Source organism: Flavobacterium rakeshii, assembly GCF_009741375.1.
Taxonomy (GTDB): domain Bacteria; phylum Bacteroidota; class Bacteroidia; order Flavobacteriales; family Flavobacteriaceae; genus Flavobacterium; species Flavobacterium rakeshii.
Genome location: NZ_WOWP01000011.1, coordinates 157,551 through 183,704 on the forward strand (window position 1 = coordinate 157,551; position 26,154 = coordinate 183,704).

The 26,154-nt window shown below is 38.5% G+C and carries 17 protein-coding genes and 1 tRNA gene; 9 read left to right on the top strand and 9 right to left on the bottom strand.

Annotated elements, in window-relative coordinates:
* Positions 1-5 precede the first annotated feature (5 nt).
* Complete coding sequence (locus GN157_RS03295) at positions 6-1,331, bottom strand: cytochrome c3 family protein (protein WP_157481701.1); 1,326 nt, start codon at positions 1,329-1,331, stop codon at positions 6-8.
* A 216-nt stretch (positions 1,332-1,547) separates the two neighbouring features.
* Here GN157_RS03295 and GN157_RS03300 point away from each other — a divergent pair, with 216 nt between their 5' ends.
* Complete coding sequence (locus GN157_RS03300) at positions 1,548-1,937, top strand: SPOR domain-containing protein (protein WP_157481702.1); 390 nt, start codon at positions 1,548-1,550, stop codon at positions 1,935-1,937.
* Between the two features lie 135 nt (positions 1,938-2,072).
* Here GN157_RS03300 and infB read toward each other — a convergent pair whose 3' ends face one another.
* From infB to rimP, 3 genes are read right to left on the bottom strand one after another with little or no spacing between them, the layout of a single operon-like run.
* Positions 2,073-5,030: a translation initiation factor IF-2 gene (gene infB / locus GN157_RS03305; RefSeq protein ID WP_157481703.1), complete on the bottom strand. Its 2,958-nt coding sequence runs from the start codon at positions 5,028-5,030 to the stop codon at positions 2,073-2,075.
* Positions 5,031-5,087: 57 nt separating this feature from the next.
* The gene (gene nusA, locus GN157_RS03310) at positions 5,088-6,329 is read right to left on the bottom strand and encodes a transcription termination factor NusA (RefSeq protein WP_035134109.1); all 1,242 of its coding nucleotides are present in this window, start codon (positions 6,327-6,329) and stop codon (positions 5,088-5,090) included.
* A gap of 18 nt (positions 6,330-6,347) precedes the next feature.
* Positions 6,348-6,812 carry a ribosome assembly cofactor RimP gene (rimP, locus tag GN157_RS03315; RefSeq protein WP_157481775.1) on the bottom strand — a complete coding sequence of 155 codons (465 nt, stop codon included), beginning with the start codon at positions 6,810-6,812 and terminating at the stop codon, positions 6,348-6,350.
* Positions 6,813-6,985: 173 nt separating this feature from the next.
* Between rimP and GN157_RS03320 the strand changes: the two genes are divergently transcribed.
* Positions 6,986-7,834, top strand: a complete 849-nt coding sequence (locus tag GN157_RS03320; protein ID WP_157481704.1) for a universal stress protein — start codon at positions 6,986-6,988, stop codon at positions 7,832-7,834.
* A gap of 104 nt (positions 7,835-7,938) precedes the next feature.
* On the opposite strand, the gene GN157_RS03325 is transcribed toward GN157_RS03320, so the two are convergent.
* Positions 7,939-8,009, bottom strand: a tRNA-Gln gene (locus GN157_RS03325).
* 153 nt (positions 8,010-8,162) lie between these two features.
* Between GN157_RS03325 and GN157_RS03330 the strand changes: the two genes are divergently transcribed.
* The 3 genes from GN157_RS03330 (at position 8,163) to GN157_RS03340 (ending at position 15,542) form a co-directional block, all read left to right on the top strand.
* Complete coding sequence (locus GN157_RS03330) at positions 8,163-11,408, top strand: protein O-mannosyl-transferase family (protein WP_157481705.1); 3,246 nt, start codon at positions 8,163-8,165, stop codon at positions 11,406-11,408.
* A 140-nt stretch (positions 11,409-11,548) separates the two neighbouring features.
* Positions 11,549-14,836 (top strand): protein O-mannosyl-transferase family, encoded by a 3,288-nt coding sequence (locus tag GN157_RS03335; protein ID WP_157481706.1) that lies wholly within the window; start codon positions 11,549-11,551, stop codon positions 14,834-14,836.
* A 61-nt stretch (positions 14,837-14,897) separates the two neighbouring features.
* Positions 14,898-15,542, top strand: coding sequence for a polysaccharide deacetylase family protein (locus tag GN157_RS03340; RefSeq protein WP_157481707.1), 645 nt, complete (start codon positions 14,898-14,900; stop codon positions 15,540-15,542).
* On the opposite strand, the gene GN157_RS03345 is transcribed toward GN157_RS03340, so the two are convergent.
* Complete coding sequence (locus tag GN157_RS03345) at positions 15,532-15,840, bottom strand: thioredoxin family protein (RefSeq protein ID WP_035134121.1); 309 nt, start codon at positions 15,838-15,840, stop codon at positions 15,532-15,534. The genes GN157_RS03340 and GN157_RS03345 overlap by 11 nt on opposite strands.
* 74 nt (positions 15,841-15,914) lie before the next feature.
* Positions 15,915-17,147, bottom strand: a complete 1,233-nt coding sequence (locus GN157_RS03350; RefSeq protein ID WP_157481708.1) for a metallophosphoesterase — start codon at positions 17,145-17,147, stop codon at positions 15,915-15,917.
* A gap of 203 nt (positions 17,148-17,350) precedes the next feature.
* Between GN157_RS03350 and polA the strand changes: the two genes are divergently transcribed.
* Positions 17,351-20,188 carry a DNA polymerase I gene (polA, locus tag GN157_RS03355; protein ID WP_157481709.1) on the top strand — a complete coding sequence of 946 codons (2,838 nt, stop codon included), beginning with the start codon at positions 17,351-17,353 and terminating at the stop codon, positions 20,186-20,188.
* 18 nt (positions 20,189-20,206) lie between these two features.
* On the opposite strand, the gene GN157_RS03360 is transcribed toward polA, so the two are convergent.
* Positions 20,207-21,670, bottom strand: a complete 1,464-nt coding sequence (locus GN157_RS03360; RefSeq protein WP_157481710.1) for a KAP family P-loop NTPase fold protein — start codon at positions 21,668-21,670, stop codon at positions 20,207-20,209.
* Between the two features lie 79 nt (positions 21,671-21,749).
* On the opposite strand from GN157_RS03360, the gene GN157_RS03365 reads away from it, so the two are divergent.
* Positions 21,750-23,075 (top strand): serine hydrolase domain-containing protein, encoded by a 1,326-nt coding sequence (locus GN157_RS03365; RefSeq protein WP_157481711.1) that lies wholly within the window; start codon positions 21,750-21,752, stop codon positions 23,073-23,075.
* Between the two features lie 32 nt (positions 23,076-23,107).
* Here GN157_RS03365 and GN157_RS03370 read toward each other — a convergent pair whose 3' ends face one another.
* Complete coding sequence (locus GN157_RS03370; protein WP_157481712.1) at positions 23,108-24,133, bottom strand: LacI family DNA-binding transcriptional regulator; 1,026 nt, start codon at positions 24,131-24,133, stop codon at positions 23,108-23,110.
* Between the two features lie 378 nt (positions 24,134-24,511).
* On the opposite strand from GN157_RS03370, the gene GN157_RS03375 reads away from it, so the two are divergent.
* Both GN157_RS03375 and GN157_RS03380 read left to right on the top strand, forming a co-directional pair.
* Positions 24,512-25,267: a ferritin-like domain-containing protein gene (locus GN157_RS03375; RefSeq protein WP_394350055.1), complete on the top strand. Its 756-nt coding sequence runs from the start codon at positions 24,512-24,514 to the stop codon at positions 25,265-25,267.
* A 26-nt stretch (positions 25,268-25,293) separates the two neighbouring features.
* On the top strand, positions 25,294-26,118 hold the full coding sequence (locus GN157_RS03380) for a ferritin-like domain-containing protein (RefSeq protein ID WP_157481714.1): 825 nt from the start codon (positions 25,294-25,296) through the stop codon (positions 26,116-26,118).
* The last annotated feature ends 36 nt before the right edge of the window (positions 26,119-26,154 follow it).

Sequence of the window (26,154 nt, forward strand, 5' to 3'; positions counted from 1 at the left end):
ATTGATTAATAGTGACATTTTCCACACTCTGTACCTCCCATGTTGGCAGCTGTAAGCTTCTGCACACCATATTTCTTAGCAAGTTCGTCGTGGATTTTTTTGTAGTAGTCGTTACCTTCTACTTTCACATTTGTCTCACGGTGACAGTTAATACACCAGCCCATTGTTAACGGAGCGTTTTGTTTCATAATCTCAAACGTCTCAACAGGACCGTGACATGTTTGACATTCAACACCTGCTACAGAAACGTGCTGAGAGTGATTGAAGTAAACAAAGTCAGGAAGATTATGAATTCTAACCCATTTAACCGGTTTAGTTTTACCTGTGTATTGTTGTGCAGATTTATCCCAACCTACAGCGTCGTATAGTTTTTGGATTTCTGCAGTATAGAATTCTTTAGAATATTCAACATAAGTAGAATCTTTACTACCTGAGAACTCAGAAATGTTTTTATGACAGTTCATACAAACATTAAGAGATGGTATACCCGAAGTTTTACTTACCCTTGCAGAAGAGTGACAGTATTTACAATCGATACCGTTTTCACCTGCGTGAATTTTATGAGAGAAATGTATTGGCTGAATTGGTTCGTAACCCTGATCAACACCAATTTGCATTAAGTAACCATAAAGGAAGTATGCACCTGATAACAACAACAGGATTGAAGTAACCAATACAAGGAACTGGTTTCTTGCATAAGCCTGCCAAAAAGATACTGTATTTCCTTTTTTAGAAACATCAACACCGTTTGCAGCAGCAACTTTCCTTAATGTACTGTTCACAAGAACAAGCATAACAATAAGAACTAAAAGAACAAGAACTAACGCCCCAAGAATTAAATTATTAGAAGCTCCACCTTCCTGAGCGACAGGTTCACCACCAGCAGTCTTTTTCTCAACAACAGGAGCAGGCTGCGATGTATAAGCAAGTATATTATCTATATCCCCTGTAGACAACTGAGGAAACGGAGTCATTACCTGATTATTGTTTTCAGCAAACAACTTTACAGCTGCCGCATCACCTGATTTAATTAGCTCACTACTGTTATGAATCCATTTGTAAAGCCACTCACGATCATGCTTATCAGCAACACCTCTTAGAGCAGGACCTGTCATTTTGCCATCAAGCTTGTGACATGCAGCACATAATGAATTGAACAATTCTTTACCTTTTGCCGGATCTCCGGCACCTGCCGAAGCCGCAGCTTCCTGACCTGCATCAGCCGCCGGAGCAGCGTCTTGCGCGTAAGAAGCAAATGAGAATGAGAGCGATAAAGCTAAACAGAAAAATAAAATTCTCGAAAACGAAGTATGGTTACCCACTTTTTTCATATTAAAAAATGATTATCGACTTAAATTGGTATAGTTTTTAAGGGTATACCTGAATGAATTTGTATACTTTTTTAAAAACTCCCACAAAAATACGACTTATGTACTATTCTCAAACCTTAATTAAATCTTAAAGCATAATTTATAACAATTCTAAATAAATATATTCTAACGAGATTTTGTAATAAATCGTAATTTTGCATCCAAACCCTATTCATTATGAGAATTTTAAAAATAAACGCCCTAAAAATAGCTGCAGTTTTTCTTACTTTTTATTCTTTAGAAAGTACTGCCCAACAACAGGAAAATCCTATCTCTCAGGACCCCAAATTTGAGCAATTACTAAATGAAAAAAGAAAACTGAATTCAAACATCGATATTAACGACCGATACAAGATTCAGATTTACTATGGTGAGAACAGTAATGCCCGAAAAACATTAGCTGAATTTAAAAAAGAATACCAAGATTTAGACGGTACAATAATATTTGAAAGCCCAACCTACAAAGTATGGGTAGGCAGCTTTAAATCACGCATAGAAGCCGAAAGACAGCTTGTAAAGGTAAAAGAGAAATACCCTTACGCCTTATTGATAAAACCAAGCAAATAACAGCTCATAAATAATAAAAAAAGCCCTGACAAAGTCAGGGCTTTTTTTATTTCATAGAGAAGCAACTCCCAAACAATATGTCAAAACAAAAAAGTCCGACCAATGGCCGGACTTTTTGTCACATATAAACTCTTATTATTTAAGTGTCTTTTTAACTTCAACCTCCTGGAATGCTTCAATAACATCACCAATTTGGATATCGTTATAGTTTTTAACCTGCATACCACAATCATAACCTTTAGACACCTCTTTAACGTCATCTTTAAATCGCTTAAGGGTAGCAAGCTCTCCGGTATAGATAACCACACCATCCCTGATAAGACGGATTTTAGAGCTTCTGTATATCTTACCATCTGTAACCATACATCCGGCAATAGTACCCACTTTAGAGATTTTGAATGTTTCACGGATTTCTGCAGTACCGGTAACCTCTTCTTTAAGCTCCGGAGAAAGCATACCTTCCATAGCATCCTTAACATCATCAATAGCATCATAGATGATAGAGTAGTTTCTGATATCGATTTCCTCTTTCTCTGCAAGTTGCTTAGCACTACCCATTGGTCTTACGTTAAATCCGATGATAATCGCATCTGAAGCCGAAGCTAACAACACGTCAGACTCTGTAATAGCACCTACACCTTTATGTATGATATTGATTTGAATTTCTTCTGTAGACAGTTTAGAGAACGAGTCAGATAATGCCTCAACCGAACCATCCACGTCACCTTTAAGGATAATGTTAAGCTCTTTGAACTGACCTAAAGCAATCCTACGTCCAATCTCAGCAAGCGTAATGTGACGCTGAGTACGTACTGCCTGCTCACGTAGTAACTGAGTACGTTTTGCAGCAATTTGCTTAGCCTCTTTCTCATCTTCAAACACGTTGAACTTATCACCCGCTGTTGGCGCACCATCAAGACCAAGTAGCGATACCGGTGTTGACGGACCTGCCTCCTGAAGGCTGTTTCCGCGTTCATCGTGCATTGCTTTTACTTTACCATGGTGTTTACCTGCAAGTACATAATCACCTACTTTTAGAGTACCACCCTGTACAAGTACAGTAGCCACATAACCCCTACCTTTATCAAGGAAAGCCTCAACCACAGTACCAACTGCAGGCTTATCCGGGTTAGCTTTAAGATCAAGGATCTCTGCCTCAAGTAATACTTTTTCAAGTAATTCTTTCACACCTAAACCTGTTTTTGCAGATATATCGTGTGACTGAATTTTACCACCCCAGTCTTCCACTAACAGGTTCATACCTGCTAAGCGTTCTTTAATTTTATCCGGGTTAGCTGTTGGTTTATCAACTTTGTTGATTGCAAATATAATTGGCACACCTGCCGCCTGAGCGTGGTTGATTGCCTCTTTTGTTTGCGGCATGATATCGTCATCCGCAGCAATTACGATAATAGCGATATCTGTTACCTGAGCACCACGCGCACGCATCGCGGTAAACGCCTCGTGACCCGGTGTATCAAGGAATGCGATTTTCTGTCCGCTTTCAAGAGTTACTCCATAAGCACCAATGTGTTGTGTAATACCTCCCGACTCACCTGCAATTACATTTTCCTTACGGATGTAGTCAAGTAACGACGTTTTACCGTGGTCAACGTGACCCATTACTGTAACGATAGGTGCCCTGAACTGTAAATCTTCTTCTTTATCTTCTACAACCTCTATTGACTCTTCAATATCAGCTGTTGTAATTTTAACTTCATAACCAAACTCATCAGCAACAATAGTAAGTGTTTCAGCATCTAAACGCTGGTTCATACTCACCATGATACCTAACGACATACATACAGAGATAACCTTAGTAATAGGCACATCCATCATACTTGCAATTTCACCTACAGTAACAAACTCTGTTACTTTAAGCACTTTGCTTCCTTCTTCAAGCTGTTTTTGCTCGTCATCAGTACGCTGACGGTGTGTTTCACGCTTATCTCTTCTGTACTTAGCTGCTTTAGACTTGCTACCTTTACCCTGAAGCTTTTCAAGGGTTTCTCTAATTTGGTTTTTAACTTCTTCTTCGGTAGGCTCTACTTTGTTAACAATAGCCTGGCGTTTGTTGTTGCCTCTGTTATTATTGTTACCAAATCTGTTACCGCTACCTTGTCTGTTACCACCCTGGTTATTTCCTCCCTGTTGGTTACCGCCCTGGTTGTTGTTATTACCACCCTGACCACCACCCTGAGGTTTGGTAGTTATTCTCTTTCTCTTATTCTTATTATTGTTATTTCCGCCGCCCTGGTTGTTATTGCCGCCTTTATTATCTTTTTTAGGCTCTTCTTTTTTCTTCTTAGCTTTTTCGAATTGGGAAAGATCTATGGTTTTACCTGTAAAGGTAGTACCGCTAAGTTTTTGATATTGTGTTTTAATAACATCCTCTACAGGCGTTGCTCCTTCACCTTCTTTTGGCGTTTCCTGCTTAGGTGCCTGTTGTTTTGGAGCTTCCTGCTTAGGCGCATGTTGCGGCTTATCCTGTTTTTTATGTTTAACAGGTTGCTCCTGCTGTTTTGCAGGCTGCTGCTCTTTTGCTTTTGGAGCTTCCTGCTTTGGCACAGGTGTTTCCTCAGGTTTTTTAACCTCTTCTTGTGCTTTCACAGGTTCCGGTTGTTTTACAGGCTCCTCTTTAGCTTTTGAAGCTTCCTCTTTAGGAGCAGTTTCCTGCACAGGTTCCTCCACAGTGTCTGAAGATTGCTGCTGAGCCTTTTTATCAGAATTAAGATCTATTTTACCCACTGCTACCGGACCGGATATACTCGCTCTTGCACGGATTACTTCCTGCCTTTGCTTTTCTTCCTCTTCCTGCTGCTTACGTTTCTCTTCTAACTCACGCTCCCTCTCCAGCCTTAGAGCCTCCTTCTCCTTCCTTTTCTCTTCACTCACTTCAAGAGAAGCCTCTTTCTTACCTTTATCGGCAGAAAACTGGTTAATAAGAGCTTTATATTCCTCGTTGGATATTTTAGCGTTAGGGGTAGCATCAATATTATGCCCCTTATCCTTAAGAAACTCAACAGCCCTGTCCAGCGAAATGTTTAATTCTCTTAAAACTTTATTTAATCTTATTACTCTTTCTTCAGACATAAAATCTTTTTAATATTATCTTTCCCGGTTGTATGTTATATTTATACAATAGTATTATTAGTCTTCAAACTCTTCCTTAAGTATCCTTACAACTTCAAGAATTGTTTCTTCTTCCAGGTCTGTTCTTCTTACTAGGTCTGCCACATCCTGATTAAGCACGCTTCTGGCTGTATCTAAACCTATTTTAGCAAACTCCTGGATAATCCAATCTTCGATTTCGTCTGAGAATTCTGTCAATTCAACATCCTCATCCTCCTCTAGATTACCTTCACGTATTACATCAAGCTCATATCCTGTAAGCAACCCGGCAAGCTTAATGTTGTGTCCGCCACGGCCAATAGCCTTAGACACTTCTTCCAGCTTTAAAAACACCTCTGCCCTTTTAGCCTCTTCATCAATTTTGATAGAAGAAACTTTTGCAGGACTCAATGCTCTTGTAATATAAAGCTGAGTATTAGACGTATAGTTTATTACATCAATATTTTCATTTCCTAATTCACGTACAATTCCGTGAATTCTTGACCCTTTCATACCCACACAGGCACCAACAGGATCAATTCTGTCATCATAAGAATCAACAGCAACTTTTGCCTTTTCGCCCGGTATTCTCACTACTTTTTTGATAGTGATAAGTCCGTCAAACACCTCTGGTATTTCCTGCTCGAAAAGTTTCTCAAGGAATTTCTCAGAAGTTCTTGACATAATAATTTGCGGCTTATTTCCTTTAAGCTCAACATTTTCTATTATACCACGAACGTTATCTCCTTTTCTGAAAAAGTCTGAAGGGATTTGTTTTTCTTTTGGTAAAACAATCTCATTACCTTCATCATCCACCAAAATTACAGCTTTTGGTCGAACATGGTGCACTTCTGCAGTATAAATATCACCTATAAGCTCTTTAAACTGCTTGTATAGGTTTGTATTATCGTGTTCGTGAATTTTAGATATAAGGTTTTGGCGTAACGCAAGTATGGCACGACGACCTAACTGTATTAGCTTCACCTCTTCAGAAACATCTTCACCCACCTCAAAGTCAGGCTCAATTTTTCTGGCTTCAGAAAGAGAAATTTCCTGGTTAGGATCTTCTACCTCACCATCGGCTACAACCACACGGTTCCTCCAAATCTCCATATCCCCTTTGTCAGGGTTTATAATGATATCAAAATTATCATCAGAACCATATTTCTTCTTTAATGCATTTCTAAATACATCTTCCAGAATCGCCATCAGCGTAACGCGATCTATCAGCTTATCGTCCTTAAACTCTGAAAACGAATCAATTAATGCAAGATTTTCCATGCCAACTCTCTTTATTTTTTAAAATTTTATAACAACAACTGCTTCTTTAATTTCTGCATAAGGGATTTCCACTCTTTTTTGTACGGTTTCTTTCCCTTTACCTATCTTTTTAGGCTCCCTTGCCTTCCACTCCAGCACTATGAACTCTTCAGTAGCATCTGTAAGGTTAGCCTCAGTTTCACCACTCTCAGTCTTTACCTTAAGTGTTCGTCCAATATTTTTTTTATACTGCCTGATGTTTTTTAAAGGGCTTGTCGCTCCTGCCGAAGCTACTTCAAGAGAAAAATCCTGCTCTTCCCTATCCAAGTTATGCTCTACAGCCCTGCTTACATCTATACAGTCCTGTAAATTTATCCCGTTATCGCCATCCAGCGTAACATTAATTTTATTGGAGTCACTTATGGAAAGATCTATAAGAAACAACGAAGGGCGCTCTTCCAGCGCCGCATTCACCAGTTCTGCAACTTTCTCTCTAAATGTCATATCAAGTATAAAAAGAGGGGACTCCTGTCCCCTCATTATTTAGTTTTTTAGTAAATAACTGTGCAAATATACTAATTTTTTTATATATTGAAAATCATTACATAATGTAAAATTTATTCACTACTTTTATTGTATTATTTTTCCAACCAAATTTTTGTTAATAATTTACACATATGAAAAGAATTTTAGTACCTACCGATTTCTCAGACCACGCTGAGTATGCGCTTAAAGTAGCAGCTCAGATTGCTCGCAAAAATAACGGCGAAATATACCTGCTTCACATGCTGGAACTGCCAAACCACATTAGCGATGACGGTATAGGAGAAAGTAACGCCGTAGGACGAAGTGCAGGAGTACCTGAAGTTATGTTCTTTATGGAAAAAACACGCGAACGCTTTCAGGACCTGCTTAACGAACCATACCTTGAAGGTATAACTGTTATTGAAGCCATTCAGTTTGACAAAGCCTTTGACGGTATTATTGCTCACAGCAAGAAACACGATATTGACTTAGTTATTATGGGATCTCACGGAGCAAGCGGATTTAGAGAAATGTTTATTGGCTCTAACACTGAAAAAGTGGTTCGTACTTCAGACATCCCGGTTCTTGTAATCAAGAAAGAGGAAGGCGAGTTCGCTCCGCAAAACTTTGTTTTTGCTTCTGACTTCTCAGACGAAATCAAAAAACCGTTTAAAGACGCAGTAAGCTTCGCAAATCTGTTTAATGCAAACCTACACCTTGTTTTTGTAAACACACCAAACGACTTTAAGTCTACACACGCTGCAGAGAAGCTTATCCATGATTTTGCTGCAAACGCAAACCTAACAGGAGGCTACTCTACACACATATACAACGACATTAATGTAGAGAAAGGTATACTTCACTTTGCAAACAGTGTAAACGCCGACCTTATTGGTATGTGTACTCACGGAAGAAAAGGACTTGCACACTTCTTTAACGGAAGTATTAGCGAAGACCTGGTTAACCATGCCGTAAGACCAGTTGTAACTTTCAAAATCTAACCAGAAAGAAAAAACACAAAGCTGCCCTTAGGCAGCTTTTTTTATATAATTAACCTAAAAATAACGCAATAAAAAAAGCCTCCCAGTTTCCTGAGAGGCTTTTGTTGGTCTACTAGGACTCGAACCTAGAATGACTGAACCAAAATCAGTAGTGTTACCATTACACCATAGACCATTGTATTGGTGCGTGATTGCGGGTGCAAATGTAGCACATAAATTCATTTTTGCAAATTTTTATTTCAAAAAATATGAAAAAAATTTTTTCTGCGTTACTACTGTAATATTAGCCGTAAGGCAAACAAACTGATAACCAATTAAAAGACCCATTATGCACGATCATTACTTTAAAAGGTGGAACATTATTTTAGGATGGACTTCTTTTGCTGTTGCACTAATTACCTACTCCATCACCGTAGAACCCACTGTTAGTTTTTGGGATTCGGGTGAATATATATCTACTGCCGCCAAGCTACAGGTAGGCCATCCGCCAGGCGCTCCGCTGTACCAGTTAATAGGATCGGTGTTTGCGCTTTTTGCATTCTCTAAAGAAAAAGTTGCTCTAATGGTAAATATGGTATCGGTATTTTCGGCATCGTTTGCCATACTTTTTATGTACTGGTCGGTTTCATTACTATTAAAAAACATTGTTGTAAAGTTTGGAGAACTAACAAAAGGCAACACCATAATGATACTGGGAAGCTCGCTTATAGGCTGTTTGTGCCTTACCTTTTCAGACAGTTTTTGGTTTAACGCTACCGAAGCCGAGGTGTACGCCATGGCATCTTTATTTATATCGTTATTAATGTGGGCAGGATTACGCTGGGGCGAAGAAATGCATTTACCAAACGGTAACCGATGGCTATTATTAATCTCACTCTTGGTAGGATTATCATTTGGAGTTCATTTTTTAACGCTATTAACCATACCGTCAATAGGACTTATTTATTACTTTAAAAATTACAAAACAGTAATTAGTAAAAATTTCATACTAGCCAACATCGCTATAGTAGGTGTATTGCTTTTTGTATTTAAGTTTTTAATGCCATACACAATGGCGCTGTTTGGTAAAACCGAAATATTTGCCGTAAACACTTTAAGACTACCTTTTAATTCGGGCACTATAATAATGGGATTATTAGTTATAGGCTTCTTTTACTACGGACTACGATACACAAAACAAAAAGGACTACCTCTTTACAACACAGCAATACTTTGTACCCTTTTTATGTTTATTGGTTTTTCAACCTGGCTGGTTTTACCGGTTCGATCTAACGCCGGAGTAGTAATTAATGAAGTACCTCCTACCGATGCCACCGAACTGCTGGCATATTATAACCGCGAAAATTATGGCGAGCAAAAAGTATTTTACGGTCCGCTCTATACCGAAACCTATGCAGGCTTAGACCCGGACAATCCGTTTTCAGACGGAAAACCAAACTATGAGCGCGATTACAAAACCGGAAAATATGTAGCTGTAAACAATTATAAAAACGCAGTACACAACACCCACAAAGACCACAACGGGATATTACCCCGTATGATTAGCGAAAAACACGCCGCTAATTATATGGCTTACACAGCGCCACCAAAGTTCAAGATAAATCCGCAATACGATTTCTCTCAGGATCTTGGCAAATATGGTATTGACATAAACAACATTAGTCAGGATGAAGCCTATACCGCTATGAGCGAGATAAAGTCACAACTTACCGATGTAATAAACGAATTTAAATTGGCCTACAACAAAGGCGAAATAGACTATGAAGGTTATGACAGATTTCTTAAAACCTACAAAAGCTATCTTATTGTAGAAAAACCAACATTAATGCAAAACATGCAGTTCATGGCTGAATATCAGTTTGGCTATATGTTTTGGCGTTACCTAATGTGGAACTTTGCAGGAAAACAAAACGATGTGCAGGGAGAAGGCGACCACCTTAACGGAAACTGGCTAAGCGGCTTTAAAGCCATAGATGAAGCCCGACTAGGAGCGCAAAGCCATCTAACCTCAGACATGCTAAACAACAAAGGTCGTAACATATACTTTTTCATACCTTTTATATTAGGCCTTATAGGATTTATTTTCCATGCCCGTAAAGACCCAAAAAGTTTTTACACCTTATTAGTACTATTTGTATTTATGAGTTTAGCTATAAAAGTATTCCTTAACGAAAAGCCATTTGAAGTCCGCGAAAGAGACTACGTTATGGTTGGTGCTTTTTATGTTTTTGCCATATGGATAGCTATGGGGGTTTATGCTTTATACAATAGTATACAAAAACATATAAATCAAAAAGTAGCCGTTCCGGTTATATTAGGAGCAACATTACTGGCAGCTCCTACCCTTATGGCTTTTGAGAACTGGGACGACCATGACAGATCGGGCAGGGACACGGCGCTTGTAATGGCAAAAACCTATCTTGATTCATGCGATCCTAATGCTATACTATTTACTATAGGAGACAACGATACTTTCCCGTTATGGTATGCCCAGGAAATAGAAAACTTCAGGACTGATATTAAAGTTGCCTGCTCCACCTACCTACCTGCCGACTGGTATATTGACCAACTGAAACAAAAAACTTATGAAGCCGAAGGGGTACCTGTTTCAATGAATCACAATCAATATGTAGACGGAACCCGCGACTTTATATTATATGTACCAAGAACAGAAGAACGTTTGGACATAGATGACTTTATGGATTTTGTTTTAATGGATGACGAGCGCGCCAAGGTAGAACTCAATAACGGACATTGGGCCAATTATTACCCGAGTAATAAAATACGCATACCGATAGACAAAGAAGCCGTTATTAAAAACAAGGTTGTATCGCCAGAGTTATATGATTCTATTGTATCGTACATCGAAATAGACCTACCTAAAGAGGCTATTTTTAAACATCAGCTGGTTATGCTGGACATAATTCGCAACAACAACTGGGAGCGCCCTATTTACTTTACAGGCGGAAGCCCTAAAGCCGAAGATTATCTTTGGTTAAAAGACTACCTTCAATTAGACGGCATGACCTACAAACTGGTCCCTGTAAAAACAAAAGTACCAAAAGACAGCCCAATTGACATTGGTCATATTGATTCACAAAAAATGTATGATACCGTTATGCGATGGGACTGGGGCAGCAGTAATAAAAAAATATACCTTGATCCTGAAACAAGACGTAACAGCATTACCTACCGTAAAAACCTTGCCCGATTAAGCGACACTTTAATTCAGGAAGGCAAAACCGAAATGGCTAAAACCATAATTGACCTTGCCGTAACAAAGCTACCTACGCAAGATTATGGCTACCACTTCATGTCTGAACCTTTTGCAGAAGGATATTATAAAGTAGGCGAAACCGAAAAGGCTCGTGAACTGGCAGCGCAGTTAATAAAGAAATATCAGGAAAACATCGCCTTTTTCAATTCGGTTAACTCACCGGGTGACATAGGAGGTTATTACAGATTATTACAAATGATTAAAAAGCAGGGCGACAATGAATTTTATGACAAACAGCTCCCTGAATTTGACCGATATTACAAAATGATGGAGCGGTTTATGGAAGACAATAGCTGACAGAAATATTTTACAGGGCGGGAATTACAATAATTCCCGCCTTTTTACTTTATATTAAACATTAAAAATAAGTTTGCTTAATTACCTTTAAATAAAAAATAGTTTCTTTGCATATATAAATCCGGAATTTTCAAAACCGCATGATAACATTCAACTTTAAAAAATGGAACACCATCACCGGATGGTTTGTTTTTGCCATTGCATTTATTGTTTATTCGCTAACCGTAGAGCCAACCATGAGTTTTTGGGATTGTGGCGAGTACATCACCACAGCCGCAAAGCTTGAGGTAGGTCACCCGCCGGGAGCTCCTTTATTCCAAATGGTAGGTGCTTTCTTTGCCATGTTTGCATCGGGTCCTGATAAGGAAGCTCTTATGGTTAATATGGTATCGGTAGCCTCCAGTGCATTCACCATACTTTTTATGTTTTGGTCATTAACCATGATAACACGATCACTGGTTGAGAAATTTTCCGAATTTAATAACAACAATGCCTTTATGGTAATAGGGAGCTCTGCCGTTGGTGCACTTGCCTTTACCTTTACAGACAGTTTTTGGTTTAATGCGGTTGAAGCCGAGGTGTATGCCATGGCATCGTTATTTATAGCATTACTACTTTGGCTTGGATTACGCTGGGAGCAGGACATGAACACTCCGCGAGGCAACAAATGGTTACTTATCATATCGCTGGTAGTAGGTTTATCATTTGGTGTTCACTTTATGGCGCTGCTTACTATCCCTGCAATCGGATTTATATATTTCTTTAAGAACTACGAAAAAGTTACAGTAAAAAGCTTCATTATAGCAAACATTGTTATTGTAGCCGTACTCCTTTTCATCTTCAAATTACTATTACCATACACGCTTGCCCTTTTTGGTAAGACCGAAATATTTATGGTTAACAAAATGGGACTTCCTTTCAACTCAGGAACCATATTTGTAGCCATACTACTGGTAGCCTTCTTTTACTTTGGGCTTAGCTATACCCGTAAAAAAGGATATGCACTTGCCAATACACTTACTCTTTGTATACTATTTATCTTTATAGGTTTCTCTACCTGGATGATGTTACCTATACGTGCTAACGCAAACGTGGTTATTAATGAGAACAGACCATCGGATGCTGCCGAGGTACTTGCCTACTATAATCGTGAGCAGTATGGTGAGCAAAAACTGTTTTATGGCCCTATGTATTCTGATATTTATGCCGGACTTGATGCCGACAAACCATATGAGGATGAAAAACCAAACTACCAAAGGAACTATAAAACCGGAAAATATGTTATTGTAAATAATTACATAAACGCAAAACAGAATACCGATGACAACCACAAAGGCTTTATGCCGAGAATGTGGAGTACAGACAACGGTCATCCGGTAAATTATATGAATTTCACAAAACCTCTTGACTTTAGGATAGACCCTAACTATGATTTTTCAAGAGACCTTGTACAATATGGCCTTCCTTTAGATCAAATGAGTGATGAGGAAATAGGGAAAGCTATGGCACAGGTGCGTGATGAACTTCAAAACATAATCAATCAGTTCAAAGCCTCTTACCAAAAAGGAGAACTGGATCTTGATGATTACGACAAATTCCTTAGAAACTACAGCAGTTACCTTATAATAGAGAAACCATCATTTAGCGACAACATGAAATTCATGTTCCAATACCAGTTTGGTTATATGTATTTCAGATACTTTATGTGGAACTTTACCGGTAGGCAAAACGACATACAGGGACGTTATGATAATTATGACGGTAACTGGATGAGTGGTATTAAATTTATTGACGAAAACCACGTGGGCCCGCAAAGCAACCTCACAGAAGATCAGCTTAACAACAAGGCAAGGAACTTTTACTACTTCTTACCTCTATTCTTAGGATTTATAGGATTATGCTACCATGCGTCAAGAGACCCTAAGAGCTTCTATGTATTACTTATACTATTCCTGTTTACAGGACTTGCCCTTAAGGTGTACCTAAACGAAAGACCTTTCGAGCCAAGAGAGAGAGACTATGCCCTTGTAGGATCATTCTATGTATTTGCCATGTGGATAGGTATAGGTGTATATGCTATTTATGAAGCCATACAAAGATATTTAGCTCCAAAAATTGCAGGACCGGTTGTACTGGCTGCTACATTACTGGCAGGACCTGTATTACTGGCTTCTCAAAACTGGGACGACCACGACCGTTCAGGTCGTTATACTGCACTTGCAATGGCTAAGGCTTACCTTGAGTCGTGTGACGAAAATGCCATTTTATTTACCATTGGGGATAACGACACCTTCCCGCTTTGGTATGCACAGGAAATAGAAGGCATACGCACAGACATCAGGATTGTAAACACCAGTCTTTTCATGACCGACTGGTATATAGACCAGATGAAAGCGAAAGCATACACATCTGAGCCGTTACCTATATCCTTTACACACGACCAGTATGTACAGGGAACAAGAGACTATATGTTCTTCGATAAGCAAACCGAAAACCGCTGGGACATAAACGACTTTATATCATTTATCGCTTCAGATGACCAAAGAACAAAAGTTGAGCTTAAAAACGGACATAGTATTAACTACTTCCCTACTAATAAAATCAGGCTTAAAGTAGATCGTGAATCGGTTATAAAACACAAAGTAGTAGAGCCTGAGCTTTATGACTCTATTGTTCCTTATATCGATATCGACATTAAAGGCGATGCTATATACAAAAACCGCCTGTTAATGCTTGATATTGTTAACAACAATAACTGGGAACGCCCTATTTACTTTACCGGAGGTAGCTTTGGTGATGACGATTACATTTGGATGAAAGACTACCTTCAGTTAGATGGTATGGTATTCAAGCTTGTTCCTGTAAGAACTCCGGTTCCTAAAGAAGGAAGTCTGCTTGATATGGGACATATTGATACCGAAAAAATGTACAATATTGTTATGAAATGGGATTGGGGTAACAGCGAAAGCCCTAACATTTATCATGACCCGGAAACCCGTAAAAACAGTATTACATACCGCACCAACCTGGCGCGACTTATGGAAAAACTGATAGAGGAAGGTAAAAAGGATAAAGCTAAAGATATTGCTGATCTTGCCATGACTAAGATGCCGGTAGATTACTTTGGTTACTACACCTTACTGGAGCCTTTTGCAACAGCATACTATCAGCTTGGCGAAAAAGAAAAAGCACGTGACCTGCTTACTCAACTTATCAAAAAGTACCAGGAGAAGCTTGCCTTCTATAACAGTGTTGATGTAAGAGAACAAAACAACATTATTGTTGATATTATAACCGATATTGAACGTTACAGAAGCCTTTTACTAATTATGAAAGACGAAGGTGACACAGAGCTTTACAACAAGGAAAAACCTACCTTTAATAAGTACAACGAAATGTTTAAAAGGTTTAAACGTGAAAACGAATAATAACTAAATTATAATAGTAACTTTATAAGCAGCTTTGAGTAAAGCTGCTTATTTTTTTAGCATGAAAGCATACTGGGTCAAAACAGGGAAACTGATTAAAAAGTTGTTTAACGGTTTTGTTTGGGACATCCCTAACAACAGTAATACCGTATACCTTACTTTTGATGACGGCCCTACTCCCGAGATTACCGAGTGGGTACTTGGTGTACTGAAAAAACACGACATTAAAGCCACTTTTTTCTGCATAGGTAATAACATCAAAAAGTATCCGGATATTTTTAAAAAGGTAGCAGACGATGGTCACACTATTGCTAACCATACCTACAATCACTTAAACGGATGGAAAACCAAAAAGGAAACCTATCTGGAAAATACATTTGCCTGCGAAGAGGTAATTAAAGGCTTTACGCACGAAGAATACACTACAAAACTATTCAGACCACCTTACGGTAAGATAAAGTCATCTCAAGCTAAAGCAATAAGGGATAAGGGGTACAAAATAATAATGTGGGATGTATTGAGTGCTGATTTTGATAAAACCATAACTCCCGAAAAGTGTCTTGAAAACGTTACAGAAAACACAACAGAAGGTAGCGTGATTATTTTTCACGACAGTGTAAAAGCATTCCCTAATCTGGAATATGCCCTACCAAGAGCAATAGAATACTTAAAGAAGAAAAAGTTTAGGTTTGAGGCTATGCACTAGTACTGGTAAATTCCTGTACCAGCCCGATAATAGTATTAGCATCCAGTTCACCTGATTGCCTCCACACCATTTGTCCTCCCTTGTAAATCATTAACGTAGGAAGTCCTTTTATTCTTAAAGCATCGGCCAGTTCCTGATTTTTATCTACATCGATTTTTATCACCTTTGCCCTGTCTCCCAGTGCAGCGGCTACATCTCTAATTACAGGATGCATTGACACAGAAGGCTCGTTCCACTCTGTGTAAAAATCGATTAGTACAGGTACCGGGGAGTTTATAAGTTCTCCAAATTTTGACATAAAAAAAGATTTAAACTTACTTAAAAACCTTTAGTTCCAAATAATCTATATACAAATATAACATTTTTAAGCAATCACGCTACTTTTGAGCCTTTTTTTAGTTCTAATACTGTTATTTCTGGCCAAATACCTACCCTACCCGGATAAGCATGGAAGCCAAAGCCTCTGTTTACATAGATGTAGCGTCCTACATTTTCATACAGTCCGCCCCATTGTTTGTAACGGTACTGTATAGGACTCCACTTAACAAAGCCCGGTATTTCTATACCAAACTGCGATCCGTGTGTGTGCCCGCTAAGGGTTAAATGATAATTATCCCTGTGGGTTTTTACCTCATGCTCCCAGTGAGACGGGTCATGACTCATAAGTATTTTAAAGTCGGTTTGCTTAATACCTTCGGATGCTTTTACCAAATCACCTGCCTGCTTAAACCCAATTCCCCAGTTCTCAACCCCAATAAGGGCAATTTCATCATTCCCTTTTTTAAGCTTCACATTCTCGTTAAGCAACAGTTTGAAATCAATTTGCCTGTGCAGGTCTTTTATAGCCTCAAAGTTTTCGTTCTTGTCCTTTTGCGAAGGCCAGGTAACATACTCACCATAATCATGATTCCCTAAAACTGAAAACTTACCGAACTGAGGGGTTTCAATAGATCTAAAAGTTTCAATCCACGGATTCATCTCATCGGCATGGGTGTTTACAATATCACCGGTAAACAATATAATGTCTGACTTCTGCTCATTAATCATATTAATGGCATGTTCAATTTCATGGTGGTTATCAAAACTACCACTATGCACATCAGATATCTGGGTAATGGTAAACCCGTCAAAACTATCCGGAAGGTCGGGATAGTAAATCGTTTTTTTATGCACCTTAAAATTGTACTTCCCTTTTGTCATACCATATAATAAGGAAAGAAAAGGTATAGCAGCCGCACCAAGCGCTATCTGACTAACAAACTTTCGCCTGCTGGAAAGGAAAGACTCGTTTGTAGTACCCGAGAATTCTTTAAGAAACCCGCCAATAACACGAATAATATCTTCCCCAAACATAAATGCCATAAGCATCATTTTAGGAATATAAGTTATTAGCAACAGCCCTATAGTAAAAAGGGTATGTTTGTTTTGCCCTACGCTTCGGTCAAACTGAGTGGCAAACGAGTAAAATATATAAACTACAATTAAAAGGGAAATTACCTGATAAGCAATAAGCACCCATTTTATTCGGGTTAATGTTTTTACAGCTTGAAAAGCATATAGCTCTACCAATACCACAAAAACAAAAAGTATAATCCAACGTAACATCTAATTATTTTTAAATAAGTGGGAATAAAGGTATTTCAAAAAAACACCCGATATTCAAATTTAACAAAGTTTCGCATGGCTCGCCTCAAAAAACGCACCATAAAACAATAAACGACACAGTAGCAGTTATGTAACACAAAAGCCTGACATATTATTCTTATTCTGCACCAGTTTGTTTATTTTTACGCCAAATAGATTTTATCATGTCACAGCAAAAACGACTTTTCCTACTCGATGCATATGCATTAATTTTCCGTGGTTATTATGCCTTTATCAAGAACCCTAGGATAAACTCCAAAGGGATGGACACATCGGCAATTATGGGATTTATGAACTCCCTGCTGGATGTGATAAAGCGCGAAAAACCAGATCATTTAGCTGTTGCTTTTGATAAGGGAGGAAGTGCTGTGCGTACTGAGATGTTTGAGGCATATAAAGCCAACAGAGATGAAACCCCTGAGGCTATAAAACTGGCAGTTCCTTATATACAGGAAATTCTTAAAGCAATGCACATCCCAATTGTAGAGCTTGCAGGCTGTGAGGCCGATGACCTTATAGGAACCATTGCAAAACAGGCCGAAAAACAGGGTTATCAAACTTTTATGGTAACACCCGATAAGGATTTTGCCCAGCTGGTTAGCGAAAACATTTTTATGTACCGCCCTGCCAGAATGGGGAACGGTATAGAGATATGGGGTGTACCCGAAGTACTGGAGCGTTTTGAGATAGAAAGACCGGAACAGGTTATTGATTTTCTGGGTATGATGGGTGATGCTGTGGATAATATACCGGGACTACCAGGGGTGGGAGAAAAAACTGCCAAAAAACTACTTAAAGAATACGGCTCTATGGAAAATCTTTTGGCCAACACACATGAGCTAAAAGGTAAAATGAAGGAAAAAATTGAGCAGAATGCCGATCAGGGAAGACTATCTAAAGTACTGGCGACGATTATTACCGACTGTGATGTGACTTTTGATGAGAAAGACTATGAGCTTTCCAAACCGGATACCGAAAAAGTAGAAGCCATTTTTAATGACCTTGAGTTTAGAAGAATGGCCGACCAGTTCCACAAACTGTTTGCCGATGGCGAGGAGTATAGTGAAATTTCAAACAACAGTACCGCCCCTACCAAAAAGGTAGCCAAAAGTGACGATCAGCAGTTTTCACTATTTGGAGGCGGAGAAGAAACTCCGTCGGCAGACACTGCAACCGAGAGTTTTTACAAAAACCTGGAGACCACAAACCATTTTTACCAGTTGGTTCAGGGTAACCTGGCAACCGGATTACTAATTAAAGACATGCTGAAACAGCCTAGTGTTTGTTTTGACACCGAAACTACAGGAGTAAATACACTTACTGCCGAACTGGTAGGTATGTCATTCTCGTGGGAAACCGGAAAAGGTTTTTACATTCCGTTTCCTGAAAACCGGGACGAAGCACAGGAACTAATCAATAAATTCATTCCGTTTTTTGAGGATGAGAACATAGAAAAAATAGGTCAGAATCTTAAATACGACCTACAGGTACTTTCCAACTACGGCATTACCGTAAAAGGGAAAATATTTGACACCATGATTGCCCATTACCTTATTAATCCTGATATGAGGCACGGTATGGATATACTGGCAGAAACCTATCTGCAATATTCCCCAAAGCCTATTGAGGAACTTATTGGGAAGAAGGGTAAGAACCAAAAGTCAATGCGCGATGTGGAACTGGAGCTTATTAAGGAATATGCCTCTGAAGATGCTGATATTACCCTACAGCTAAAAGAACTTTTTGCACCACAACTGGAAGCTACCGGAACTCGTAAACTGTTTGATGAAATAGAAATTCCGTTAATGCCTGTACTGGCCGATATGGAACACGAAGGAATTAGACTTGATACTGATTACCTGAAACAGCTTTCTACAGAACTTTCAAACGATGCTAAAACATTAGAGCAACGTATCTATGAAGTTGCCGGAGAGACATTCAATCTTGCTTCTCCAAAACAGCTGGGCGACATTTTATTTGACAAACTAAAAATAGGCGGAGCCAAACAGAAAAAAACCAAAACCGGACAATATGCTACCGGAGAGGAAGTCCTTTCTTACCTGGCAAAAGACAATCCTATTGTACAGGATATTTTAGACTGGCGACAGTTGGTTAAACTGCAAAACACTTATGTAGATGCGCTACCGTTACAGGTACAGGAAACCACAGGTCGTGTACATACCGATTATATGCAGACGGTTGCAGCTACCGGACGTTTGAGTTCCAACAACCCTAACCTGCAAAACATCCCTATACGTACCGAAAGAGGACGACAGATACGTAAAGCCTTTATAGCAAGAGATGAAAACTACACCCTTGTTTCTGCCGATTACTCGCAGATAGAGCTTCGTATTATTGCAGCCCTGAGCGGTGACCCCGAAATGGTAAAATCATTCCAAAACGGGGAAGACATTCACGCTTCTACCGCCGCAAAAGTGTTTAATGTACCGCTTAACGAAGTAACCCGCGAACAGCGTAGCCACGCCAAAACGGTAAACTTTGGTATTATATATGGTGTTTCGGCCTTTGGGTTAAGTAACCAAACATCGCTAAGCCGTTCGGAATCAAAAGAGCTTATTGACACTTATTACAAAACCTACCCTACCCTTAAAAAGTATATTAACGACCAGATAGAGTGGGCACGTGAAAACGGTTATGTTCAAACCATATCAGGACGCCGCCGTTACCTTAAGGATATCAACTCGCAAAACGCAGTAGTACGCGGAGCTGCCGAACGTAATGCCGTTAACGCGCCAATACAGGGTAGCGCTGCCGATATTATTAAGATTGCGATGATAAACATCCATAAAAAACTAACAGATGAGAACTGGAAGAGCAAAATGTTACTACAGGTACACGATGAGCTTGTGTTTGATGTTCACAACAGTGAGCTGGATAAAATAAAACCAATGATTAAGCATGAAATGGAAAACGCCTTTAAAATGGCAGTTCCGCTTGATGTGGAAATTGGCGAAGGTCACAACTGGCTTGAAGCACATTAAAAATCACAAAGAGCGCTATTATAGCGCTCTTGTTATTATGTCTTTTGCTGATTTAAATGTTGAGGCTGATAAATTTTTATCTTGAGTAAGAACATGAATATTTAGCATTAAATAATTATAAAAATTAAGCTCAATCATATTACCTTTCACAATAAAACTCTTTCTATATAAAAGTGATGGCGTTTTCACTAGTTCTTCAAAATTTGACGGACAAATTGTAAGCACAAAATCATCATTATTTAATATAGCGGCATCTTGATAGAATTGTTTAAAAGGAGTATTTATAAGACTCTCATTAGATAATTTTTCTAAATAATAAGGACGTACTGAATCATTACTAGACTGTAAATCTTTTTTATATTGCCTATTAAAAGTTACCTTTTTGTATGAATAATTCACGAAACCGTTATAAAAATCATGATAAAACTCATGCAAAATGATTAAATAAAAAACTAGTAGAGTTTCAAATAGACTGTTATTATCTTCATCAACATCTATATTAGGAAAATCATCTAATACATTTAATTTTTTCACATTACGTAATAAAGCAAATTTATTAAGCACTTTTTTAACTCTTCTTGGATTTGTAAAATCCAATTTAACAAGAAAATCTTCAATCCATCCACTCATTTTTAATTTCACACCAGCTGATTCATATATTCTATCTCCAAAATATTTATTCAAAAGAAGCCTTAAACTATTATAGTAAGGCATAGTAAAAGATATATCAAAAATCTTCTCCAAATATTCATTGGCTTTTATCACTTCACCATACTTCGTTCTAACTGCCTCTTCAACTGCTTTTTTATCTATACCACAAAAGAAAATTGTTTTCTCTCCATAAGTAAAAAACAATTTTATTGCTGACAAAAGATTTAGCACCTGTTCTGGTTCACACCTGTCTAAATCATCAATAAATACTATATTGTACTTCTGTTCACTCTTAGCTATAATCTTATCCTCAAGACGAACAAACTCCTTTTTAAAGTTCTCTAATGCTTTGTAAAAAGTCAATTCTTCCTCTTTTGATACTTCTTCAACAAAGGCAGCCGGATCAAGTTCAACTCCGGGACCACCAGGAAACAAAGGGATATTCATCTTGATAGACTTCCCCAATCCTCTTAAAACCCTACCTCCAAATTTTAATATTTCATCACAGGTCTCACCTAATGCATCCCTATTTTCTGAGGCTAAAAATTCAATTAGGGAATAGGCTAAATTCTCATCTTTTTCAAACTCCCAAGCTTCAAAAAAAAATGTATTAAAATCACTTTTTAATTCAGTCTGTAAGTATTTCATTAAGCTACTTTTCCCGCTTCCCCACTCACCATATAGTGAAAACATTTTTATTTCATTAAACTGCTCTTTGTTATTAATCAAAATAGCTTTAATTATATCAGCTTTATCAAGTAAGCCTAAATAGTCAGTTTCATTAGTAAGTTGTTCTACGGGTAAGTTTGAAAGTAATCTTGGTGTGGTCATTTATTTATGTTTTAGGTCAATAAATTTAACTAAATAAAAGTTATAATTTAGTGCAATGAATTTCAATCAACAACCAGCTATGAGAAAAACCGCTTTATTTCTATTTTTCTTAATGGCTTCGGCACAGGGTATTGCCCAAACCGAACCCAAGTTTGAAAAAATAGATCAGCTTTTAAACCACTTTTATACTAACGACCGCTTTATGGGATCGGTTTCCATAAGGGAGGGTAACGATGTGGTTTTTGAAAACGCTTACGGCTATACCGATGCAGAAAACGGCATTAAGGCAAATACCCATACCAAATACAAAATTGGCTCGATAACAAAAATGTTTACTGCCGCTATTGTGCTTCAGTTAATTGAAGACAAAAAGCTTACACTGAACACCAAACTGTCCCAGTTTTATCCGGAGGTAAAAAATGCCGACAGCATAACCATAGACCATTTACTTAGCCATAAAAGCGGTATTTATAACTATACAAATGCTGATGATTTTGTTGAGTATACCGTAAATGCCCAAACTAAAATGGACATGCTAAAAAGGATTGCAGGGTTTGACCCTGTGTTCAAACCGGGTGAAAAAGCCGAATACAGCAACTCTAACTATGTACTACTGGGCTATATTATTGAAGATGTAACCAAAAAAACATACAAGGCAAACGTTAACGACAGAATTACCAGACCGGTAAAACTAACCGATACCTATTATTACTCTAAAACCAACCCAAAAAGAAACGAGGCTTACTCGTATACTTTTGAAGGCGGTAAATGGGTACAGTCGGATGAGTGGGACAGCTCTGTAGCTTATGCTGCCGGAGCATTGGTTTCTACCCCAAACGACCTTACCAAATTCATAAAGGCGCTGTTTGACGGAAAAATAATCAAAAAGGAATCGCTTGAAATAATGAAAACCATGGATATGGGTTACGGCAGAGGGATGTTTATTTTCCCTTTTAACAGCCGTAATTTTTATGGTCATAACGGCGGCATCGAATCGTTTACTTCTGTTTTAGGTTACTACCCAAAAGAACAGATGTCAATATCGGTTATTCAAAACGGCAGTAACTACGACCTAAACGAAATTTTAATCGGCATTTTAAGCTGTTATTATAAAATACCTTACCCATTACCTAACCTGACTATTGCAGAGGTAGCTCCTGAAGTTTTAAAAGGCTATGAGGGAACTTATGATTCATCTGAGATTCCGTTAGAGATAACCGTTAAATACACCGAAAACGGATTGACAGCTCAGGCCACAGGGCAAAGCGCTTTCCCGCTGACTCCTACCAGCGACACTCAGTTTATATTTAATCAGGCGAATATTGAAATAACATTTAAGGATAACAACAGCTTTGTACTCAAACAGGGACAAATGCAGTTTAATTATACCAGAAAAGAACAATAAAAAAAGCCTCCTAAACGGAGGCTTTTTTTATTTTATAACTTACGGGTCGATTCCCTTTGTCTTAATTCGGTTTTAATTACGCGGGTTTCATAATCCGGCTCTTCACCTTCTTTAGCTTCCAGCCTCTTGATAAGCATCTCTGCTGCTGCCGACCCAATTTCAGGTCCGTGCTGGCTTACTGTACTTAGGCTAGGTGTTAGTCGTTTTGACCAAACCCCATCGGCAAAACCAATAATGGAAAGCTCCTCCGGAATTTTAATCCCTCTTTTAATAGCCGCTTTCATCCCCATTACCGATGCGTGTTCGTCGAGAGCAAAAACCCCATCCAGTTTATTATTATCAAACAAATCCTGAAGTTTAGCATCAAACTCCTCGGTACTTTCTGTTCTCAGGATTATTTTATCGTTTACTTTAATTCCGTTTACTGCAAGGGCTTTTAAATAACCCTCTGCTCTAAGTTTACCAACGCTAAGATTATCAATAGTAGAAAGCAAGGCTATATTCTTGCAATTGGACTTTATAAAGTGATCCATAGAATATACAGCCGAATCAAAATCATCTACAATAACCTTATCACAATTTACATCGTCAGATATCCTGTCAAACATCACTATAGGCAAATCATCTGCCATAGCTTCCTTAAAGTGTTTAAACTCGCCTTCCTTTTGCGTCTCTTCGGATATCGAAAGGATAAACCCGTCTATAGTACCGTTACTAAGCATGTCCATAGCGTGGATTTCCTTTTCAAGCGATTCGTTAGAGATACAGGTAATCACATTGTAACCCTTTTCGTTAGCGGTTTTCTCTATACCGCTAAAAACCTTGGCAAAAAACGGGTTCAGGATGTTTGGAATAATAACCCCAATGGTTTTAGACCTTTTGTTTTTAAGGTTCACCGCCATGTGGTTAGGCTTATAGTTTTTAAGCTTGGCAAACTCCTGTACTTTAATTTTTGTAGGCTCACTAATTTCAGGGCTGTTGCTTAAAGCTTTAGACACTGTGGACACAGAGACATTTAGCTCTTTTGCGATCTGTTTTAATGTAGCTTTTGGTTTCATATACTGCGGATAAATTCTTAATGTAAAGAAACGAAAAAAAATGAATTTATAACGGTTATTACACCAATAAAAAGGACATAAAACACTAAAAACTCATTATTCCTTATCTTTTTTATTAAAAAAGAAAAATTAAAATCTCCTTTAAAACCTCCACAACTCACATACAGCTAACCCTTTGAAACAAAAGACTTAAACATTAAAAAGTATTCAAAAATAAGATATTAAACACTACGTATTAAAATCAAAAAATGTTAAAAAAATACAAAAATGAGAATATACCAAAAACCAATATTGAAAATAAGGCGTAAGTAAAAACATCAACCGTACACTAAACCTACATCGGTAGAAAAGCAATTATTATTAACCTCAAAATCTTTAATTATGAAAAAAGTAAAAGTTGAGGAAGTAAAATCAAACCTGACCAACAGGCGAAGCTTCCTTAGAATCAGCGGGCTTGCCATTGCGGGAACCGGTCTTGTTATAGCAGGATGCAGTAACGATGATGATGGTGGTATGACAGACCCTCCGGTAGACAACCAGCTTCCCGGCGTAAGAAACGGAGTATTTGACCTTGGCGGCGGAGATGCCGGTATTCTTACTTATGCTTATGCTTTAGAACAGCTTGAGGCTGATTTTTATACACGAGTAGTAAACGGAAATAATTTTGGTTCTGTTTTCAGTAGTGAAGAACAATCGGTTCTTACTGATTTATACAGACACGAAGTAATACACCGCGAGTTTTTCAGGGCAGCACTAACAGGCGCTCTAAACGACCCAGATCGCGTATTACCTGATTTGGATTTTGATTATGGCGGACTTGATTTCGGCAACAGGCTACAGGTACTGAATACTGCAAAAACACTTGAAGATACAGGTGTAGCAGCTTACAACGGTGCCGGACGATACATTACAACACCTGATTATCTTGTTATAGCAGGTAAAATTGTATCGGTAGAAGCAAGACATGCATCGGCTATCAGGAGCTTATTAAACCCCGGATCGGCAGATTTTGCAGGAAACGATGTGATTGATGCAAACGGATTAGACCTTGCACAAATGCCTTCAGAGATTTTAGCAGCGGTAGGTTCGCTGGGTGTGGTACAAACACCTTTCACAGCACAGTTCTTACCATAATCAACTAACATTTAAACTTCAGCATTATGAATATTTTAAAATTTATAGAGTCGTTTACTGATGATAACTTACTAAACAGTAAAAGCTCCAGAAGAGATAGTTTTAACCAGTTTAAAACATTAGGAAAAAATGCCGCTTTGGCATCCCTGCCACTGGGTATTGCATCGCTTGTACTGGCTCCTACTAAAGCCAATGCAGCCGCTACCGCATTTATGACTACTCAGGATACTCCTACCACTGCCCTGCAACTGGCACTGATACTGGAATACCTTGAAGACGAATTTTACCAGATGGCACTGGATACTAACGGACTTATCCCGGCTGCCGATCAGGCAATAATAGCACAGATATCACAGCACGAAGCGGCACACGTACAGTTCCTTTCGAGTGCACTGGGAGATATGGCTCCTGAAAAACCTGATTTTGACTTTACCGTAGGCGGTGCTTTTGATACTTTTGGAGACTATCCAACATTCATGGCTTTAGCACAGGCTTTTGAAGACACCGGAGTTCGTGCCTACAAAGGACAGGCTGGTAACCTGATGTCTAACGGAGATTTGCTTACCGCAGGGTTACAAATCCACTCGGTTGAGGCACGCCATGCTTCACAGATAAGAAGACTGAGAGGACAAAAAGGATGGATTGTAGGTAGTGATCGCGGCGGATTACCGGAAGCAGCACAGGCTGTTTATGATGGTGAGGAAAATGCAATGCAGGCTGGTTTCAATACCGCATCGGTAATGGCTACAAACGGACCTGATATCCCTGCCGCAGCCGGACCGGAATCGTTTGATGAAATTCTTACCGGACAGCAGGCAAGCGACATTGCTTCGCTATTCTTTGCACAATAAACATAAACATAATTTTAGTATATAGAGTTGGTTTTT

What these genes read in the sequence shown, in the direction of transcription:
- GN157_RS03295 (WP_157481701.1), bottom strand. Translation starts at nt 1,331, where the DNA reads ATGAAAAAAGTGGGTAACCATACTTCGTTTTCGAGAATTTTATTTTTC.
- GN157_RS03300 (WP_157481702.1), top strand. Translation starts at nt 1,548, where the DNA reads ATGAGAATTTTAAAAATAAACGCCCTAAAAATAGCTGCAGTTTTTCTT.
- infB (WP_157481703.1), bottom strand. Translation starts at nt 5,030, where the DNA reads ATGTCTGAAGAAAGAGTAATAAGATTAAATAAAGTTTTAAGAGAATTA.
- nusA (WP_035134109.1), bottom strand. Translation starts at nt 6,329, where the DNA reads ATGGAAAATCTTGCATTAATTGATTCGTTTTCAGAGTTTAAGGACGAT.
- rimP (WP_157481775.1), bottom strand. Translation starts at nt 6,812, where the DNA reads ATGACATTTAGAGAGAAAGTTGCAGAACTGGTGAATGCGGCGCTGGAA.
- GN157_RS03320 (WP_157481704.1), top strand. Translation starts at nt 6,986, where the DNA reads ATGAAAAGAATTTTAGTACCTACCGATTTCTCAGACCACGCTGAGTAT.
- GN157_RS03330 (WP_157481705.1), top strand. Translation starts at nt 8,163, where the DNA reads ATGCACGATCATTACTTTAAAAGGTGGAACATTATTTTAGGATGGACT.
- GN157_RS03335 (WP_157481706.1), top strand. Translation starts at nt 11,549, where the DNA reads ATGATAACATTCAACTTTAAAAAATGGAACACCATCACCGGATGGTTT.
- GN157_RS03340 (WP_157481707.1), top strand. Translation starts at nt 14,898, where the DNA reads ATGAAAGCATACTGGGTCAAAACAGGGAAACTGATTAAAAAGTTGTTT.
- GN157_RS03345 (WP_035134121.1), bottom strand. Translation starts at nt 15,840, where the DNA reads ATGTCAAAATTTGGAGAACTTATAAACTCCCCGGTACCTGTACTAATC.
- GN157_RS03350 (WP_157481708.1), bottom strand. Translation starts at nt 17,147, where the DNA reads ATGTTACGTTGGATTATACTTTTTGTTTTTGTGGTATTGGTAGAGCTA.
- polA (WP_157481709.1), top strand. Translation starts at nt 17,351, where the DNA reads ATGTCACAGCAAAAACGACTTTTCCTACTCGATGCATATGCATTAATT.
- GN157_RS03360 (WP_157481710.1), bottom strand. Translation starts at nt 21,670, where the DNA reads ATGACCACACCAAGATTACTTTCAAACTTACCCGTAGAACAACTTACT.
- GN157_RS03365 (WP_157481711.1), top strand. Translation starts at nt 21,750, where the DNA reads ATGAGAAAAACCGCTTTATTTCTATTTTTCTTAATGGCTTCGGCACAG.
- GN157_RS03370 (WP_157481712.1), bottom strand. Translation starts at nt 24,133, where the DNA reads ATGAAACCAAAAGCTACATTAAAACAGATCGCAAAAGAGCTAAATGTC.
- GN157_RS03380 (WP_157481714.1), top strand. Translation starts at nt 25,294, where the DNA reads ATGAATATTTTAAAATTTATAGAGTCGTTTACTGATGATAACTTACTA.